Origin of the sequence: Serratia marcescens subsp. marcescens ATCC 13880 (assembly GCF_017299535.1) — a bacterium.
GTDB lineage: Bacteria > Pseudomonadota > Gammaproteobacteria > Enterobacterales > Enterobacteriaceae > Serratia > Serratia marcescens.
Genome location: NZ_CP071238.1, coordinates 3720933 through 3734759 on the forward strand (window position 1 = coordinate 3720933; position 13827 = coordinate 3734759).

General features: G+C 60.1%; 15 protein-coding genes. 9 read left to right on the forward strand and 6 right to left on the reverse strand.

Annotated features, from left to right (window positions below):
• Positions 1-11 precede the first annotated feature (11 nt).
• Entirely contained in the window at positions 12-644 is a 633-nt protein-coding gene (locus J0F90_RS17795; RefSeq protein ID WP_004941753.1) for a response regulator, read from the forward strand.
• A 32-nt stretch (positions 645-676) separates the two neighbouring features.
• Here the strand turns inward: J0F90_RS17795 and J0F90_RS17800 are convergent, their stop codons facing one another.
• Positions 677-955: a winged helix-turn-helix domain-containing protein gene (locus J0F90_RS17800; protein WP_016926751.1), complete on the reverse strand. Its 279-nt coding sequence runs from the start codon at positions 953-955 to the stop codon at positions 677-679.
• 292 nt (positions 956-1247) lie between these two features.
• On the opposite strand from J0F90_RS17800, the gene acrD reads away from it, so the two are divergent.
• The gene (gene acrD / locus J0F90_RS17805; protein ID WP_033639681.1) at positions 1248-4385 is read left to right on the forward strand and encodes a multidrug efflux RND transporter permease AcrD; all 3138 of its coding nucleotides are present in this window, start codon (positions 1248-1250) and stop codon (positions 4383-4385) included.
• Between the two features lie 129 nt (positions 4386-4514).
• Here the strand turns inward: acrD and ypfM are convergent, their stop codons facing one another.
• Complete coding sequence (gene ypfM, locus J0F90_RS24905; RefSeq protein ID WP_100396732.1) at positions 4515-4574, reverse strand: protein YpfM; 60 nt, start codon at positions 4572-4574, stop codon at positions 4515-4517.
• A 216-nt stretch (positions 4575-4790) separates the two neighbouring features.
• On the opposite strand from ypfM, the gene J0F90_RS17815 reads away from it, so the two are divergent.
• Both J0F90_RS17815 and J0F90_RS17820 read left to right on the forward strand, forming a co-directional pair.
• Complete coding sequence (locus J0F90_RS17815; protein WP_033639680.1) at positions 4791-5270, forward strand: tetratricopeptide repeat protein; 480 nt, start codon at positions 4791-4793, stop codon at positions 5268-5270.
• A 9-nt stretch (positions 5271-5279) separates the two neighbouring features.
• Complete coding sequence (locus J0F90_RS17820; RefSeq protein WP_033639678.1) at positions 5280-5711, forward strand: GNAT family N-acetyltransferase; 432 nt, start codon at positions 5280-5282, stop codon at positions 5709-5711.
• Between the two features lie 7 nt (positions 5712-5718).
• Here the strand turns inward: J0F90_RS17820 and J0F90_RS17825 are convergent, their stop codons facing one another.
• On the reverse strand, positions 5719-6144 hold the full coding sequence (locus tag J0F90_RS17825; RefSeq protein WP_004941737.1) for a GNAT family N-acetyltransferase: 426 nt from the start codon (positions 6142-6144) through the stop codon (positions 5719-5721).
• 531 nt (positions 6145-6675) lie between these two features.
• Between J0F90_RS17825 and J0F90_RS17830 the strand changes: the two genes are divergently transcribed.
• From J0F90_RS17830 to J0F90_RS17850, 5 genes are all read left to right on the forward strand, one after another.
• Positions 6676-7227 carry a LuxR C-terminal-related transcriptional regulator gene (locus J0F90_RS17830; RefSeq protein ID WP_033639677.1) on the forward strand — a complete coding sequence of 184 codons (552 nt, stop codon included), beginning with the start codon at positions 6676-6678 and terminating at the stop codon, positions 7225-7227.
• 252 nt (positions 7228-7479) lie between these two features.
• Positions 7480-7866 (forward strand): ArsC family reductase, encoded by a 387-nt coding sequence (locus J0F90_RS17835; protein ID WP_033639676.1) that lies wholly within the window; start codon positions 7480-7482, stop codon positions 7864-7866.
• Complete coding sequence (dapE, locus tag J0F90_RS17840) at positions 7863-8990, forward strand: succinyl-diaminopimelate desuccinylase (protein WP_016926745.1); 1128 nt, start codon at positions 7863-7865, stop codon at positions 8988-8990. Before J0F90_RS17835 ends, dapE begins: the two co-directional genes overlap by 4 nt.
• On the forward strand, positions 8987-9661 hold the full coding sequence (locus tag J0F90_RS17845) for a M15 family metallopeptidase (RefSeq protein ID WP_033639675.1): 675 nt from the start codon (positions 8987-8989) through the stop codon (positions 9659-9661). The genes dapE and J0F90_RS17845 overlap by 4 nt, the downstream gene beginning before the upstream one ends.
• Before the next feature lie 2 nt (positions 9662-9663).
• Positions 9664-9849 (forward strand): YpfN family protein, encoded by a 186-nt coding sequence (locus tag J0F90_RS17850; RefSeq protein ID WP_004941720.1) that lies wholly within the window; start codon positions 9664-9666, stop codon positions 9847-9849.
• A 30-nt stretch (positions 9850-9879) separates the two neighbouring features.
• Here the strand turns inward: J0F90_RS17850 and ypfH are convergent, their stop codons facing one another.
• The 3 genes from ypfH to ypfJ all read right to left on the reverse strand — a co-directional run bounded on the left by ypfH (position 9880) and on the right by ypfJ (position 13628).
• Positions 9880-10569, reverse strand: a complete 690-nt coding sequence (gene ypfH / locus J0F90_RS17855) for an esterase (RefSeq protein ID WP_033639673.1) — start codon at positions 10567-10569, stop codon at positions 9880-9882.
• A gap of 120 nt (positions 10570-10689) precedes the next feature.
• Positions 10690-12702, reverse strand: coding sequence for a tRNA(Met) cytidine acetyltransferase TmcA (locus tag J0F90_RS17860; RefSeq protein ID WP_033639672.1), 2013 nt, complete (start codon positions 12700-12702; stop codon positions 10690-10692).
• Positions 12703-12758: 56 nt separating this feature from the next.
• Positions 12759-13628 (reverse strand): KPN_02809 family neutral zinc metallopeptidase, encoded by an 870-nt coding sequence (gene ypfJ / locus J0F90_RS17865; protein ID WP_033639671.1) that lies wholly within the window; start codon positions 13626-13628, stop codon positions 12759-12761.
• Between the last annotated feature and the right edge of the window lie 199 nt (positions 13629-13827).

The following is a 13827-nucleotide window of genomic DNA, read 5'->3' on the forward strand; positions in this document are numbered from 1 at the left end:
GAGCATTTTTCATGGTGATGAAGCAATACCGAGTCATGATCGTTGACGATCATCCGTTGATGCGGCGCGGCATCAAACAACTGCTGGGACTGGATGCGCGATTTGGCGTGGTGGCGGAGGCCGGCAACGGCAGCGAGGCGGTTGCGCTGGCGCTGCAGCACGCGCCGGACGTGATCTTGTTGGATCTGAACATGAAGGGCATGTCCGGGCTGGATACGCTGCGGGCTCTGCGCGACGAAGGCGTGGACGCGCGCATCATCGTGCTGACGGTCTCCGACGCGCGCAGCGATCTGTATGCGCTGATCGACGCCGGCGCCGACGGCTATCTGCTGAAAGACAGTGAACCGGAGCAGCTGCTGGAACACATCAGCGCCGCCGCCGAGGGGCAAAACGTGATCAGCGACGCCATGGCCGACTATTTGCTGGCGCGCAGCGAGCAGCGCGATCCCTTCACCGCCTTGACCGAACGCGAACTGGACGTCTTGCAAGAGGTGGCGCGCGGCCTGTCCAACAAACAGGTGGCGGCGCAGTTGCATATCTCTGAAGAAACCGTGAAGGTGCACATCCGCAACATACTGCGCAAGCTGGACGTGCGTTCTCGCGTGGCGGCGACGGTGATGTACCTGGAGTACAAAAGCCACTGATCGCCCCGCCCCGGCCAATACGCCGGGGCCGCCTACTCGATGGCGCCGAGCAGCGCCTGATGATGCTGATGCACCCAGCTCTTGTTGAACGGCCCCCAGCTTTCCAACTGATAAAAACCGTCGTTGTTGCGCACGCCCTGCTGCACGAACTGCAGCTCGACGCCCATGCCGGGCAGCGCCTTCAGCACATCCTGCAACGTGCGGCGCGGCCAACCGGTCAGCGCCATCAACCGCGGCACATTGGGCCGTTCACTGTGGCTGATCAGCCAGCATAAATAAAGCCGACGGGCAAATACCGGGTTAATTCCCATGCCAAGCTCCTGCTGTAAGGTGAATCAAGTTTTTACTTTCGGTTGCCTGCGGCGAAGAGATGCGCAAGGCCTTTGATAGTAATAAAAATGTCTTAATAGCGTCCAATTATCGGCGTCGGTGCATCCGCGCCGTTTTCCGCTACCGTTATTTACACTATCTCCTTTTTTTCTCCACGCTTTCCTCGACTATCCCGAGTAAAGTGCAATAGCGCCGGAATCCTTCCCTGCCGCTGAAATGCATATTTCCGATGCGTTTTAAAGATAGAACAAGTCATAACGAGGTTCGCGCTGCATGGCCAATTTTTTTATTGATCGCCCGATTTTCGCCTGGGTGCTGGCAATTATTCTTTGCCTGACCGGGGCATTGGCGATTTTTTCTTTACCGGTAGAACAATACCCGAATTTGGCGCCGCCGAACGTGCGCATCAGCGCAACTTACCCAGGCGCTTCGGCGCAAACGCTGGAAAACACCGTCACCCAAATCATTGAGCAAAATATGACCGGCCTCGACAACATGATGTATATGTCGTCGCAGAGCACCAATACCGGCCAGGCGACCGTCACGCTGACGTTCGAAGCCGGCACCGATCCCAACGAGGCGATGCAGCAGGTGCAAAACCAGCTGCAGGCGGCGATCAAACGTTTGCCGCAGGCGGTGCAGAATCAGGGGGTCACGGTCTCGAAATCCGGCGACACCACGCTGATGATGGTGGCGTTCGTCTCCACCGACAACAGCATGGACAAGCAGGACATCGCCGATTACATCGTCTCCAACCTGCAGGATCCGCTCAGCCGCATCAACGGCGTCGGCAGCATGGACGTGTATGGCTCGCAATACGCCATGCGCATCTGGCTCGATCCCAACAAGCTCAACAGCTACCAGCTCACGACCCAGGACGTGGTCAAGGCCATTCAATCCCAGAACGCCCAGGTGGCGGTCGGCCAGTTGGGCGGCACGCCATCGGTCGATAAACAGGCGTTGAACGCCACCATCAACGCCCAGTCGCAGCTCCAGACGCCGGAACAGTTCCGCCAGATCACCCTGCGGGTCAATCAGGACGGCTCGCTGGTGACGCTGGGCAACGTCGCCACCGTCGAACTGGGCGGCGAGAACTACAACTACCTCAGCCGCTACAACGGCATGCAGGCCGCGGGCATGAACATCAAGCTGGCCTCCGGCGCCAACGAACTGCAAACCGACCAGTTGGTGAAGGACAAGATCGCCGAGTTGTCGCAATACTTCCCGCACGGGCTGGAGGCCAAAGTGGCCTATGAAACCACCCCGTTCGTCAAAGCCTCGATCAAGGACGTGGTGAAAACGCTGCTGGAAGCCATCCTGCTGGTGTTCCTGGTGATGTATCTGTTCCTGCAGAACTTCCGCGCCACGCTGATCCCCACCATCGCCGTGCCGGTGGTGCTGATGGGCACCTTCGCCATCCTTTCCGCCTGCGGCTTCAGCATCAACACCCTCACCATGTTCGCCATGGTGCTGGCGATCGGCCTGCTGGTGGACGACGCCATCGTGGTGGTGGAGAACGTCGAGCGCGTGATGAGCGAGGAAGGCCTGCCGCCGCGTGAAGCCACGCGCAAATCCATGGGGCAGATCCAGAGCGCGCTGGTCGGCATCGCCCTGGTGCTGTCGGCGGTGTTCGTGCCGATGGCGTTCTTCGGCGGCACCACCGGCGCCATCTATCGCCAGTTCTCCATCACCATCGTCTCCGCCATGGTGCTGTCGGTGCTGGTGGCGATGATCCTGACCCCGGCCCTGTGCGCCACGCTGCTCAAACCGATCGCCAAAGGGCACCATCACGGCAAGCGCGGCTTCTTCGGCTGGTTCAACCGCATGTTCAACCGCAACGCCGAACGCTATGAACGCGGCGTGGGGCGCATTCTGCACGCCAGCGGCCGCTACATGGTGATTTATCTGCTGTTGCTCGGCGGCATGGCGCTGCTGTTCATCAAGCTGCCGACCTCGTTCCTGCCGCAGGAAGACCGCGGCATCTTCACCGTGCAGGTGCAACTGCCGGCGGGCTCGACCCTGCAGCAAACCTCCAAAGTGGTGGAAAAGGTCGAGCGGTACTTCCTCACCGAAGAGAAACAGGACGTATTGTCGGTGTTCGCCATCATCGGCTCCGGGCCCGGCGGCAACGGCCAAAACGTGGCGCGCCTGTTCGTGCGGCTGAAAGACTGGGACCTGCGCACCTCGGGCGCCAACAGCTCGTTCGACATCATCGATCGCGCCACGCTGGCATTCAACAAGATTAACGAAGCCCGGGTGATCGCCAGCAGCCCGCCGGCGATCACCGGTCTCGGCAACTCCTCCGGCTTCGACATGGAGTTGGAAGACCACGCCGGGCTCGGCCACGCCAAACTGATGGCGGCGCGCGATCAATTGCTGCAGCTGGCCGGGCAAAATCCGCTGCTGTCGCGCGTGCGCCACAACGGCCTGGACGACAGCCCGCAGCTGCAAATCGATATCGATCAGCGCAAGGCTCAGGCGCTGGGCGTATCGATCGACGACATCAACAATACCCTCTCCACCGCCTGGGGCTCGACCTACGTCAACGACTTCGTCGACCGCGGGCGGGTGAAAAAAGTCTACGTGCAGGCCGCGGCGCCGTTCCGCATGCTGCCGGATGACATCAATAAATGGTATGTGCGCAACAGCGCGGGCGGCATGGTGCCGTTCTCGGCCTTCGCCACCTCGCACTGGGAATACGGCTCGCCGCGGCTGGAGCGCTATAACGGCAGCTCGGCGCTGGAGATCGTCGGCGAGGCGGCCAACGGCGTCAGCACCGGCACCGCCATGGCGGAAATGGAAAAACTGGTCAGCCAACTGCCGACCGGTTTCGGGCTGGAATGGACGGCGATGTCCTATCAGGAACGGCTGTCCGGCTCGCAGGCGCCGGCGCTGTACGCCATTTCGCTGCTGGTGGTGTTCCTGTGCCTGGCGGCGCTGTACGAGAGCTGGTCGATACCGTTCTCGGTGATGCTGGTGGTGCCGCTGGGGGTGATCGGCGCGGTCGCCGCCACCTGGCTGCGCGGTCTGGAGAACGACGTCTATTTCCAGGTTGGCCTGTTGACCATCATTGGGCTGTCGGCGAAAAACGCCATTCTGATCGTCGAGTTCGCCAATGAGCTGAACCATAAAGGACAAGATCTGATGTCGGCGACGCTCGACGCGTCCCGCATGCGCCTGCGGCCGATCCTGATGACCTCGCTGGCGTTCATCTTCGGCGTGCTGCCGATGGCCACCAGCAGCGGCGCCGGTTCCGGCAGCCAGCATGCGGTCGGCACCGGGGTGATGGGCGGCATGATCTCCGCCACCCTGCTGGCGATTTTCTTCGTGCCGCTGTTCTTCGTGCTGGTACGGCGCCGCTTCCCGGGTAAAGCGCATCCGGCAGGCAGTACGCCGGCCAGCGGGGACTGATCCGCGGAATATAAAAAAAGCAGCGTCGGGTTACCGATGCTGCTTTATTTCGAACGAAAATCTCGTTCCCAAGGTGTTTCTTCAGTGACGTTCCAATGACTCAACCTTGCCATCTGCTTCAACGCTGTGTCAGTTGCCCAACATCTCATCAATGAAGTCTTTCCAGTTTCCTAATTCACGATCAACCATAATACTTTACAACCTCAATTATTTGACGAAGCGGATTCTACGCCTGTTTTTTGACCATGTGAAGGGAAACGGGAACGATGCCGGGCCCGGAAACCGGGCTTAGCGCACATTTTCGTATTTATCTGATCAATGTTTAGTGCCGCTATTCCCTTGTGATATCAATTTCTCCGCGGTAGCGTGTAAAAGGTATAAAAATACGCCAATGGAGCGTCGATCATGCCCAGCTCTTTGTCTCTCTCGCAGTTGAAAACGCAGGGCCGCTATCAGGAGGCGACCGCGCTGGCGCTCAGGCAACTGACGGCAGAGCCGGAAGCGGCGATGTTGCACTTTCAGCTGGCCTGCCTGTATGACGTACAGGGCCTGGAGCAACAGGCCATTCCCTGCTACCTCGCGGCGTTGGCTCGCGATTTGCCGCCCGCCCAGCGCCGCGAGGCCTGGCTGGGTCTCGGCAGCACCTACCGCGCCCTGGGAGAATATTCGGCGTCGCTACGGGCTTTCGACGACGGCCTGGCCGAGTTCCCGCAGGCCAACGAGCTGATGCTGTTTCGCGCCATGGCGCTGTACAACCTGGGTGAAAATAAACGGGCCGTGACCGATCTGTTGCTGCTGCTGGCGGACACCTCGTCAGACCCCGACATCCGCAGTTATCAACGCGCCATTCGGCACTATGCCGCCGATCTCAGTCTTATCGGTTAGAGGAAAACGATGGAAATTATCACCGATCCGAGCCGCCGCGCCATCGACTGGCAGCGGCTGTGTGAATTGCTGGAGGCCGCCGGGCTGGGCAAGCGCGATCCGCACACCGTGCGGCGCGTTTACCAACACAGCCAGTTTTGCTATTGGGGGTTTATCGGCGACGAATTGATCGCCACTGCACATGCCATCAGCGATCTGACATCGGTCGCCTACCTGGCGGACGTGGCGATCGATCCGCGCTTTCAGGGCCAAGGGCTGGGGCGCAGGTTGATGGATCGGGTGATGCAAGATCTGGCGCCGCTCGGCAAGATTTTCATCTATTCGGTGCCGGAAAAGCTGGCCTTCTATAAAAAGTACGGCTTTCACGATTTGACCACCGGCATGGTGTATGCGGACGGCGCTGCGCTGCAGCGCCTGCAACAAGGAGGCTACGTGCGTTAAACGCGCATCACAAGGTTTTGCTCATAAAGATACGGCGGGTTCCCGGCGGCAAGCAAGGCACTTCACCCATACGCTGCCAGCCATGCCGTTGATAAAAATCCGGCGCCTGAAAGCTGATGGTGTACAACACGGCGGAAAGGCAACCGCGCCGGCGGCCTTCCTGCTCGAAACGGCGCAACAGTTCGCTGCCCAACCCCGCGCCGCGCAGCGCTTCCGGCAGATAAAAGAGCTCGAGAAACAGCAGCCCTAACGATGAGCGTCCGGTAATCCCTCCCAGAACTTCCCCACTGTCGGGATCTCTTACCACCACCGCCAGCGGCAGACGATCGCCGTAGCCGATATGTTGATCATTAAAACGATCCAATCCCTCCGCGATACAGGACGTTATTTCCTGCGTTACTCGCTCGGAAATTTCGATATGACATTTTTTCACGTCGGCTCTCCGTATCAATCCTCCACGTTCACACTCTGATTACAGCTTAAAACATCGCATTTTCTTTGTTTAGAATTATCTTTCTCTCAATTTCAACGTTAATATTTTCATGACTTCAGCGCCGACTTTAGTGACGTTCAAAATAAGGCCACTCATCGTGACAAAACCAAGAAAAATCTTAATTATTAATCCGTTAAGCTAAAACAGCCACCACTTAATGATCGTCAAAACCGATCGTTTATCCTATTTTGATAGCCTTAATCTATGTTAATTCCTTTTAATTACCGCGGTATTAATAGAAGATGTCTATTCTATTAACCTTACCTTGCTTAAAAATTCGGTTGAAAAAAAGATTTACTCTTTATAAATCATGCTAGTATATAACCTTCCCTTCAAAGCTGGCGCCCAGATAACGCTCATTCGTTTGCGACGCAAGAAAAGTTCAACATGAAATTATTTAGATTATTTCTTTTTTTATGTTTTAAGATAGCCATCCTCACCGGGAAATAAAAAGTAAAGGATTATAATAAAATGGAAATTGATATTTTCAGCGAGTGCGCCTATACCACCGTCGGCATCCGACAACTCATTAACCAAACCTGGGCGGAAAAACGCGCGCCGGCCGGCTTTAGCCGCAAAAGGGTCTGCTTTATCGATGTCACTATCGCCAACTTTGAAGCGCGTTACCGCGATGAATATGCCAACCCCAATACCTACAAAATAATCATTATCACCGACTGCCTGCATGAGATGGTGATTGTCGACAATAAGACCATTATATTATCAAACCTTATATCATTGAGCCGCTTCAGCCACCTGATCGGCGACTTATATAAGCGTTACAGTCACTATACCGAGCCGCCGCAACTCTCTCAGCGCGAATCGCATTTTCTCTCGGAGTGGTCGACGGGAAAATCGCTGGCCGATATCAGCAATGCCATGAATATCAGAAATAAAACCGCCAATCATTACAAATCACGAATCATGAAAAAACTCGGCGCCAGCAGGATAAAACCGCTGTTGCATATTACCCGCGTGCGTTGCTTGACCGAGCGTTTAAACATAAGAATCAATAAAGAGTAGTGCTCCCTCCCCGCTCCGCATTGGCGGCAGAACGCGTTCGCCGGCGTCTTTTAAGCGCACCGCCGGCGAAGGTCGCCGTTTCATCAGTTTGCCAACCCCTCACCCTGGCGCCCAATCGTGTCTCGCACGCATCGTTGTCTGGATCTCGCCGCCGCTTTACTGGCATTATCTCTGCTATCGCCGGGCGGCGAGAAGGCCTAAGACCGCGCCCGCCGCTCAGTATCGACTCGACGAGACAGGTAGCTTTACGCCATGGCAAACAAACCGCAACAAACAACGCTGACGATGTACGGCATCAAAAACTGCGACACCATCAAAAAAGCCCGCCGCTGGCTGGAAGATCGGGGCGTGGCCTATCATTTTCACGACTACCGCGCCGACGGCCTGACCGGACAGCAACTGCGCGGTTTCGTCGCGCAACTGGGTTGGGAGCCGCTGCTCAATACCCGCGGCACCACCTGGCGCAAGCTGGATGAAGCGCAGCGCAACGCCTGTGATAACGCCGACGCCGCCATCGCGCTGATGCTGGCGCAGCCGGCGATCATTAAACGTCCGCTGCTGGACGACGGCAACGGCCACGCCCTGCTCGGTTTTAACGCCGACGCTTACCAACAATTTATCGCCGAGGTTGCCGTATGACTTGCCCGGTTATCGAACTGGCCCAGCAGTTGATCAAGCGCCCTTCCCTCAGCCCGAATGACGAAGGCTGCCAGCAGCTGATGATCGACCGTTTGCAGGCGATCGGCTTCACCGTCGAAGCAATGGACTTCGAAGACACCCAAAACTTCTGGGCCTGGCGCGGCGAAGGGCAAACCCTGGCGTTCGCCGGGCACACCGACGTGGTGCCGACCGGCGATGAAACACGCTGGGAAAACCCGCCTTTTGAACCGGCGATCCGCGACGGCATGCTGTATGGCCGTGGCGCGGCGGACATGAAAGGCTCATTGGCCGCGATGGTGGTGGCCGCGGAACGCTTTGTCGCCGCCAACCCGAATCACCGGGGCCGCCTGGCATTTCTGATCACTTCAGATGAAGAAGCCAGCGCCACTCACGGCACGGTTAAAGTGGTCGAAGCGCTGATGGCGCGCAACGAGCGGCTGGATTACTGCCTGGTCGGCGAGCCGTCCAGCACCGAACGCGTCGGCGACGTGGTGAAAAACGGCCGTCGCGGCTCCATCACCGCCAACCTGCATATCCACGGCGTACAGGGGCACGTCGCCTATCCGCATTTGGCGGACAACCCAGTGCACCGCGCCATGCCGGCGCTGAATGAACTGGTGGCGATCGAATGGGATCGCGGCAACGAGTTCTTCCCGCCGACCAGCATGCAGATCGCCAACGTGCAGGCCGGCACCGGCAGCAACAACGTGATCCCGGGCGATCTCTACGTGCAGTTCAACTTCCGGTTCAGCACCGAACTGACCGATGCGATGATCAAGCAGCGCGTGGAAGAGCTGCTGGAACGCCATCAGTTGAATTACAGCATCGAATGGCGGCTGTCCGGTCAACCGTTCCTCACCTCGCGCGGCGCGCTGGTGGATGCGGTGGTCAACGCCGTCGAGCACTATTCTGAATTGACGCCGCAGCTGCTGACCACCGGCGGCACCTCCGACGGCCGCTTCATCGCGCAGATGGGCGCGCAGGTGGTGGAACTGGGGCCGGTCAACGCCACCATCCACAAGGTCAACGAATGTGTCAACGCCGCGGATCTGCAGTTGCTGAGCCGCATGTATCAACGCATCATGGAGCAATTGGTCGCATGATCAACGCAGAGATGCTCACCGGCCGCTCAACCGAACACCTGGCGCCGCTGAGCGGCAACCACCGCCTGCAGCCGCAGGCGGTCAACGCCTTCCTGGCGATGCAGCAGGCGGCGCGTGAGGCGGGATTCGATCTCCAGCCCGCCAGTACCTTCCGCGATTTCGACCGTCAGTTGGCGATTTGGAATGGCAAATTCTGCGGCCAGCGGCCAGTATTAGATAAGGACAGCCAACCGATCGACGTCGCACCGCTGTCCGCCGCCGGGCGCTGTGAGGCGATCCTGCGCTGGTCAGCCTTGCCTGGCGCCAGCCGCCATCACTGGGGCAGCGATTTGGACGTGTACGATCCGTCGCTGTTGCCGGAAGGGCAAAAGCTGCAGCTGGAGCCGTGGGAATATGAAGAAGGCGGGTACTTTGCGCCACTCAACCAGTGGCTGACGGCGCATATGGCCGAGTTCGGTTTCTATCGCCCCTTTACCGAAGACAGCGGCGGCGTGGCGGTGGAGCCGTGGCATCTGAGCTACCGGCCGCTGGCGCAAGAGGCCGAACATTTGCTGACCCCGGCGCTGTTGCTGGCGGCCTGGCAAGACAAGGAGGTCGCCGGTGCCGAATGGCTCGAACGCCATCTGCCCTCGATTTTTTCGCGTTTTATACGCAGTGAAGGAAAGGAGTAGCTATGCAATGGTTAGCTGATTACTGGTGGATTATCCTGCTGGTTCTGGTGGGGATGGTCGTCAGCGGCATCAAGGAACTGCGCCGCGTCGACGTGAAAAGCTATCTGGCCAACAAGCCGGAGATACCGCCGCACCGCGACAACAATGCCCAGTGGGATGACGAAGACGACTGGCCGAAAAAGAAATGACATCAGGGCGCTCATCGGCGCCCTGAATTTTTAGCGAAAGGCGATCAGCTCGCCGCGCTTGCCGGACAAGGCTTCGTCCCAATAGCGCTGCGGCACATAATAATGCAGCCTTTCCAACGCGGCGTTCATCATGCCCTGGTTGATTGCGTGCCCGACGTTTTCCTCCACGTCCAGCGTGAAATCGGCGCCGTTGGCCCGCAACGCCTCCGCCGCCGCGTGAGCGTGTTGCACCGCGATCACCGCGTCCTCTTCACCGTGGATCAAATGCACCACGCTGTCGCCGAAAGCCTGCTCAGGCAACTGGGCGAAACGCCCGCTGAACGCGACCACGCGCCCGGCCAGTCGGGTTTCCGCTTTTAACGCTTCCAGCGCCATGATCGCCCCCTGCGAGAACCCCACCAGCGCCGTGCCGGCATAGCCTACGCCGCTCAACTGCTGCCAATGGCGCACCACCGCCACAAACTGCGGCATCACGTCTGCGATGCGGGCCGCACGGTTCTCTTCGGTCACGTCCTGCACTGAAAACCACTGGCGCCCGGCGCCGTTGCCAAACGCTTCGGGGCCACCGATGCTCACCACCTGGGCCTGAGGAAACTCTTTGGCGAAGTAACTGCCGATCTCCCCCATCGCCACCGGGTTGTCGCCGACACCGTGAAACAGCAAGATCAGCTGCGCCGCCGGGGTCGCCGGGCTTTGGACAACGAAATGCTCATGTTTCATCGATGACTCCTTAGTTGTAACCAGACCTGGTGCGGCGACAGTCGCCGCCGCACCGCTGACAGTGACTATACGCCATTGAGAAATCGGGAAAATCGGGTTTTATTGAGCGAGTTATTCAATTTATTGCAATGACTGCGCCCAGTCGCGCCAGTAGCGACAGTGCTGCGCATTCAGCTGTTCCAGCGCCTGCGCCGTTTCGTGCCGCCAGTAGCGCAGCAAGGCTTTCTGGCCGCTTACGCCCGACTGCTCCACGCAGGCCGCCGGGGATTGCCGCCGCTGCAGATGGCCGCGCAGCGCGGACAGCGGCAGACTGCTGGCCAACAGCAAACGCTGCAATGCCCCCAGGCTGGCCTCCAGCGGCCGATGGGCGAAAGCGAACCCGGCCAGCTCGCGCCAGTCCTCTTCACCGAGCGACGTATCGCCGTCGTCGCCCGGGATCGCCAGCGTAAGCTCGATACGCTGCCGCAGCCAGGGCCAGTCACGCGCCAGGTGCTTGTGCGCCGCATGCCGCAGCGCCTCCCCTTGCTCGCTCAGGGGCAAGATAGCCATCGCGGTATAGCAGCCGCTGCTGGCCTCCGGCTTGCTGCCGATCCGCACCAGCTCGAAACCGCAGGATTGCCAAAAGCGCCACAGCGGCTCGGTATAGCCGAAGCTGACCGACAGGAAGTCCAGACCCTGAGCCTGGCAGCGTTGCCGCTCGACCAGCTGACGCGCGATACCCTGCCGCCGCAGCGTCGGCAGCGTCGCGATGCGGGTAATGCGCCGTGACCGCAGCGTCGGCGCCCACCACTGGCCGCCATGCGCCGCCAGCGACTGCGCCACCAGGTTGCCGCGCGGTCGGCGGCGGCCGGCCCACACGTCGTGCGCCAACTCGGCGCTCAAGCCGCCTTCGTCCACCAGCCACACGGCGCCCACCACCTCCTGTCCGGCCTGCGCCAGCCCGAAATGCATGCCTGGCGCATCCATCAGCCGGCGTAAGTCCAGCGGCGAGGTGCGGTAATGCGCGCTGCTCAGCAGAGCATAGAAACGCGCCAGCCGCTGCGGATCGGCGCACAGTTCACGCTGCTCCGCCTGGCTGTAATCGATCGCCTGGCCGTCCGCCGGCCAGGCGGGCAGCTCGTTGAACAACAGCGCATTGTCCGTTATCCGTTCCAGCGCATCCCCCTGCGCCCAGCGCATCGGCTGTTGCAGGCTCAACGCCTGATAGGACGGCAGCCCGGCGCAAAACTTCAGCAGAAAACCGCGGCCGGTGCCTTCATAGCCCTGCACCGTGGTGGTCAACAGCACGCGAGGAAAATAACCGATCAACTGCTGCAACAGCGGCGCGGGGATCGCCGCCGCCTCATCCACCAGCAGCCAGCCCACCTCACTGACGTCGCCTTCCCGGCACTGCGCCAACAAGGCATCGGGCGCCCAAAACTGCGCGCGCCCCTGCGCCCATTCCCCGGCCACCTCAGTGGCGGCGCGGCTCGGCCCGGTGATCCAGCAGGTCAGCGGCGACTGCGCCACCAGCATGCCGGCCAGCGTCGATTTGCCGCGGCCACGGGCGGCGGTCAGCACCCACACGCCGGACTCGGCCTGCAGCAGCGCCGTCAAGATCGCCTGTTGTTCCTCGGTCGGGCGGCCATCCGGCGGCTGCCACCCCTCACGCGCCGGCAGCGCGGCCAGCGTCAGGGGCTCATCTTGCCGCCAGATCGTCACTTCGCTGTCATCGGCCAGATGCTGCTGCAGATGATGAATGAAATGCGGCGTGGTGATCGGCTGCGGACAATCGCTCCAGCGCAGGCTGTCGCCATCCGGCAACTGAGGCCATTGCCGCCAGGGCGGCGTCAACAGCAGCAACCAACTGCCGGCGCGCAATGCGCCGCACAGCGCCGCCAACGCCTCCACGTCCAGCGACTGACCGGCGTCGAACACTGCGTGCAGCCGCTCCTGCCCCAGCAATTGGCGCACCGCGCGGCTCGGCAAAGCCGTCAGGCCGGGCGGCGGGTTTTCCCCCACCCACGGCCAGTCGCCCGGCAGCGTCGCCGCCAGCCGCTGCGCCTGTTCGCGGCACCAGTCAGGTTCACCGCTGAGCACCAGCAGGCGCCGGATGCCCTGCCGCCGCATGAGTTGTTGCGCTGCCTGTAACATAAGGCTGTATCTCAATCCGAAAAAAATGCCGGAGTCAGGCTCCGGCACTTGAGGCGTTAACGGGATGCAAAGGTGTTGCAGGTATTGGGATCGCCGCTGTCGAAGCCTTGTTTAAACCAGGTGTAGCGCTGCTGCGAGGTGCCGTGAGTGAAGCTGTCCGGCACAACGCGGCCCTGGCTCTGCTGCTGCAACCGATCGTCGCCAATCGCCTGCGCGGCGTTCAGCGCCGCCTGCAGGTCGCCCTCTTCCAGCATCTGCTGCTTCTCGGCGTATTTACCCCACACGCCGGCGAAGCAGTCCGCCTGCAGCTCCATTTTCACCGACAGGCGGTTCACTTCCGCCTGGCTGGTGCCTTGCTGCATCTGGCGCACCTTCGGCTCGATGCCCAACAGGTTCTGCACGTGGTGGCCGACTTCGTGCGCCACCACGTAGGCCTGAGCGAAATCACCGCCGGCGCCCAGCTTGGTCTTCATGTCCTGATAGAAAGACAGATCGATATACACCGTTCTGTCGCCCGGGCAGTAGAACGGCCCCATCGCCGACTGACCGGTGCCGCAGCTGGTGCGCGTCACGCCGCGATACATCACCAGCTTCGGCGGTTGATAGGTTTTGCCCATGCGCTGGAAAATCTCTTTCCAGTTGTCCTCGGTCGAAGCCAGCACCACCGAGGTGAATTTGGCCAGCTCATCGTCTTTCGGACTGATGCTGGCGCTCTGTTGTTGACCCTGCGGCGCGACGTTACCGCCGTTCAACAGCGGCGACAGATCGATGCCGTAATAACCGGCCACCAGCACCACCACCAGAATGACGATGCCGCCCTTGCCGCCCACCGGCACGCGGAAACCGCCGCCACCGCCGCCCAAACCTGAAGACTGCCCGCGACGATCCTCAACATTGTCACTTTCCCGACGCCCTTGCCAACGCATAAATACACTCCAGATATTTCCCCTGCTCGTTGAAGTTGCGCCGCGATCGTAAGCGCAAAGGCAGCTTCAAGCCTGAGTGGGATAGGTTTTAGTCATCTCGCATCCATCATTATAAATGGTCTGCCGCGGAGGAAATGTAGAAATTTTCTGGAAAAACGCAGAATAGCGGGACGATCCGGCCGGATCGCCCCGAATGGCG

Coding starts and splice junctions, on each gene's coding strand:
- J0F90_RS17795 (WP_004941753.1), top strand. CDS start 12: ATGGTGATGAAGCAATACCGAGTCATGATCGTTGACGATCATCCGTTG.
- J0F90_RS17800 (WP_016926751.1), bottom strand. CDS start 955: ATGGGAATTAACCCGGTATTTGCCCGTCGGCTTTATTTATGCTGGCTG.
- acrD (WP_033639681.1), top strand. CDS start 1,248: ATGGCCAATTTTTTTATTGATCGCCCGATTTTCGCCTGGGTGCTGGCA.
- J0F90_RS17815 (WP_033639680.1), top strand. CDS start 4,791: ATGCCCAGCTCTTTGTCTCTCTCGCAGTTGAAAACGCAGGGCCGCTAT.
- J0F90_RS17820 (WP_033639678.1), top strand. CDS start 5,280: ATGGAAATTATCACCGATCCGAGCCGCCGCGCCATCGACTGGCAGCGG.
- J0F90_RS17830 (WP_033639677.1), top strand. CDS start 6,676: ATGGAAATTGATATTTTCAGCGAGTGCGCCTATACCACCGTCGGCATC.
- J0F90_RS17835 (WP_033639676.1), top strand. CDS start 7,480: ATGGCAAACAAACCGCAACAAACAACGCTGACGATGTACGGCATCAAA.
- dapE (WP_016926745.1), top strand. CDS start 7,863: ATGACTTGCCCGGTTATCGAACTGGCCCAGCAGTTGATCAAGCGCCCT.
- J0F90_RS17845 (WP_033639675.1), top strand. CDS start 8,987: ATGATCAACGCAGAGATGCTCACCGGCCGCTCAACCGAACACCTGGCG.
- J0F90_RS17850 (WP_004941720.1), top strand. CDS start 9,664: ATGCAATGGTTAGCTGATTACTGGTGGATTATCCTGCTGGTTCTGGTG.
- ypfH (WP_033639673.1), bottom strand. CDS start 10,569: ATGAAACATGAGCATTTCGTTGTCCAAAGCCCGGCGACCCCGGCGGCG.
- J0F90_RS17860 (WP_033639672.1), bottom strand. CDS start 12,702: ATGTTACAGGCAGCGCAACAACTCATGCGGCGGCAGGGCATCCGGCGC.
- ypfJ (WP_033639671.1), bottom strand. CDS start 13,628: ATGCGTTGGCAAGGGCGTCGGGAAAGTGACAATGTTGAGGATCGTCGC.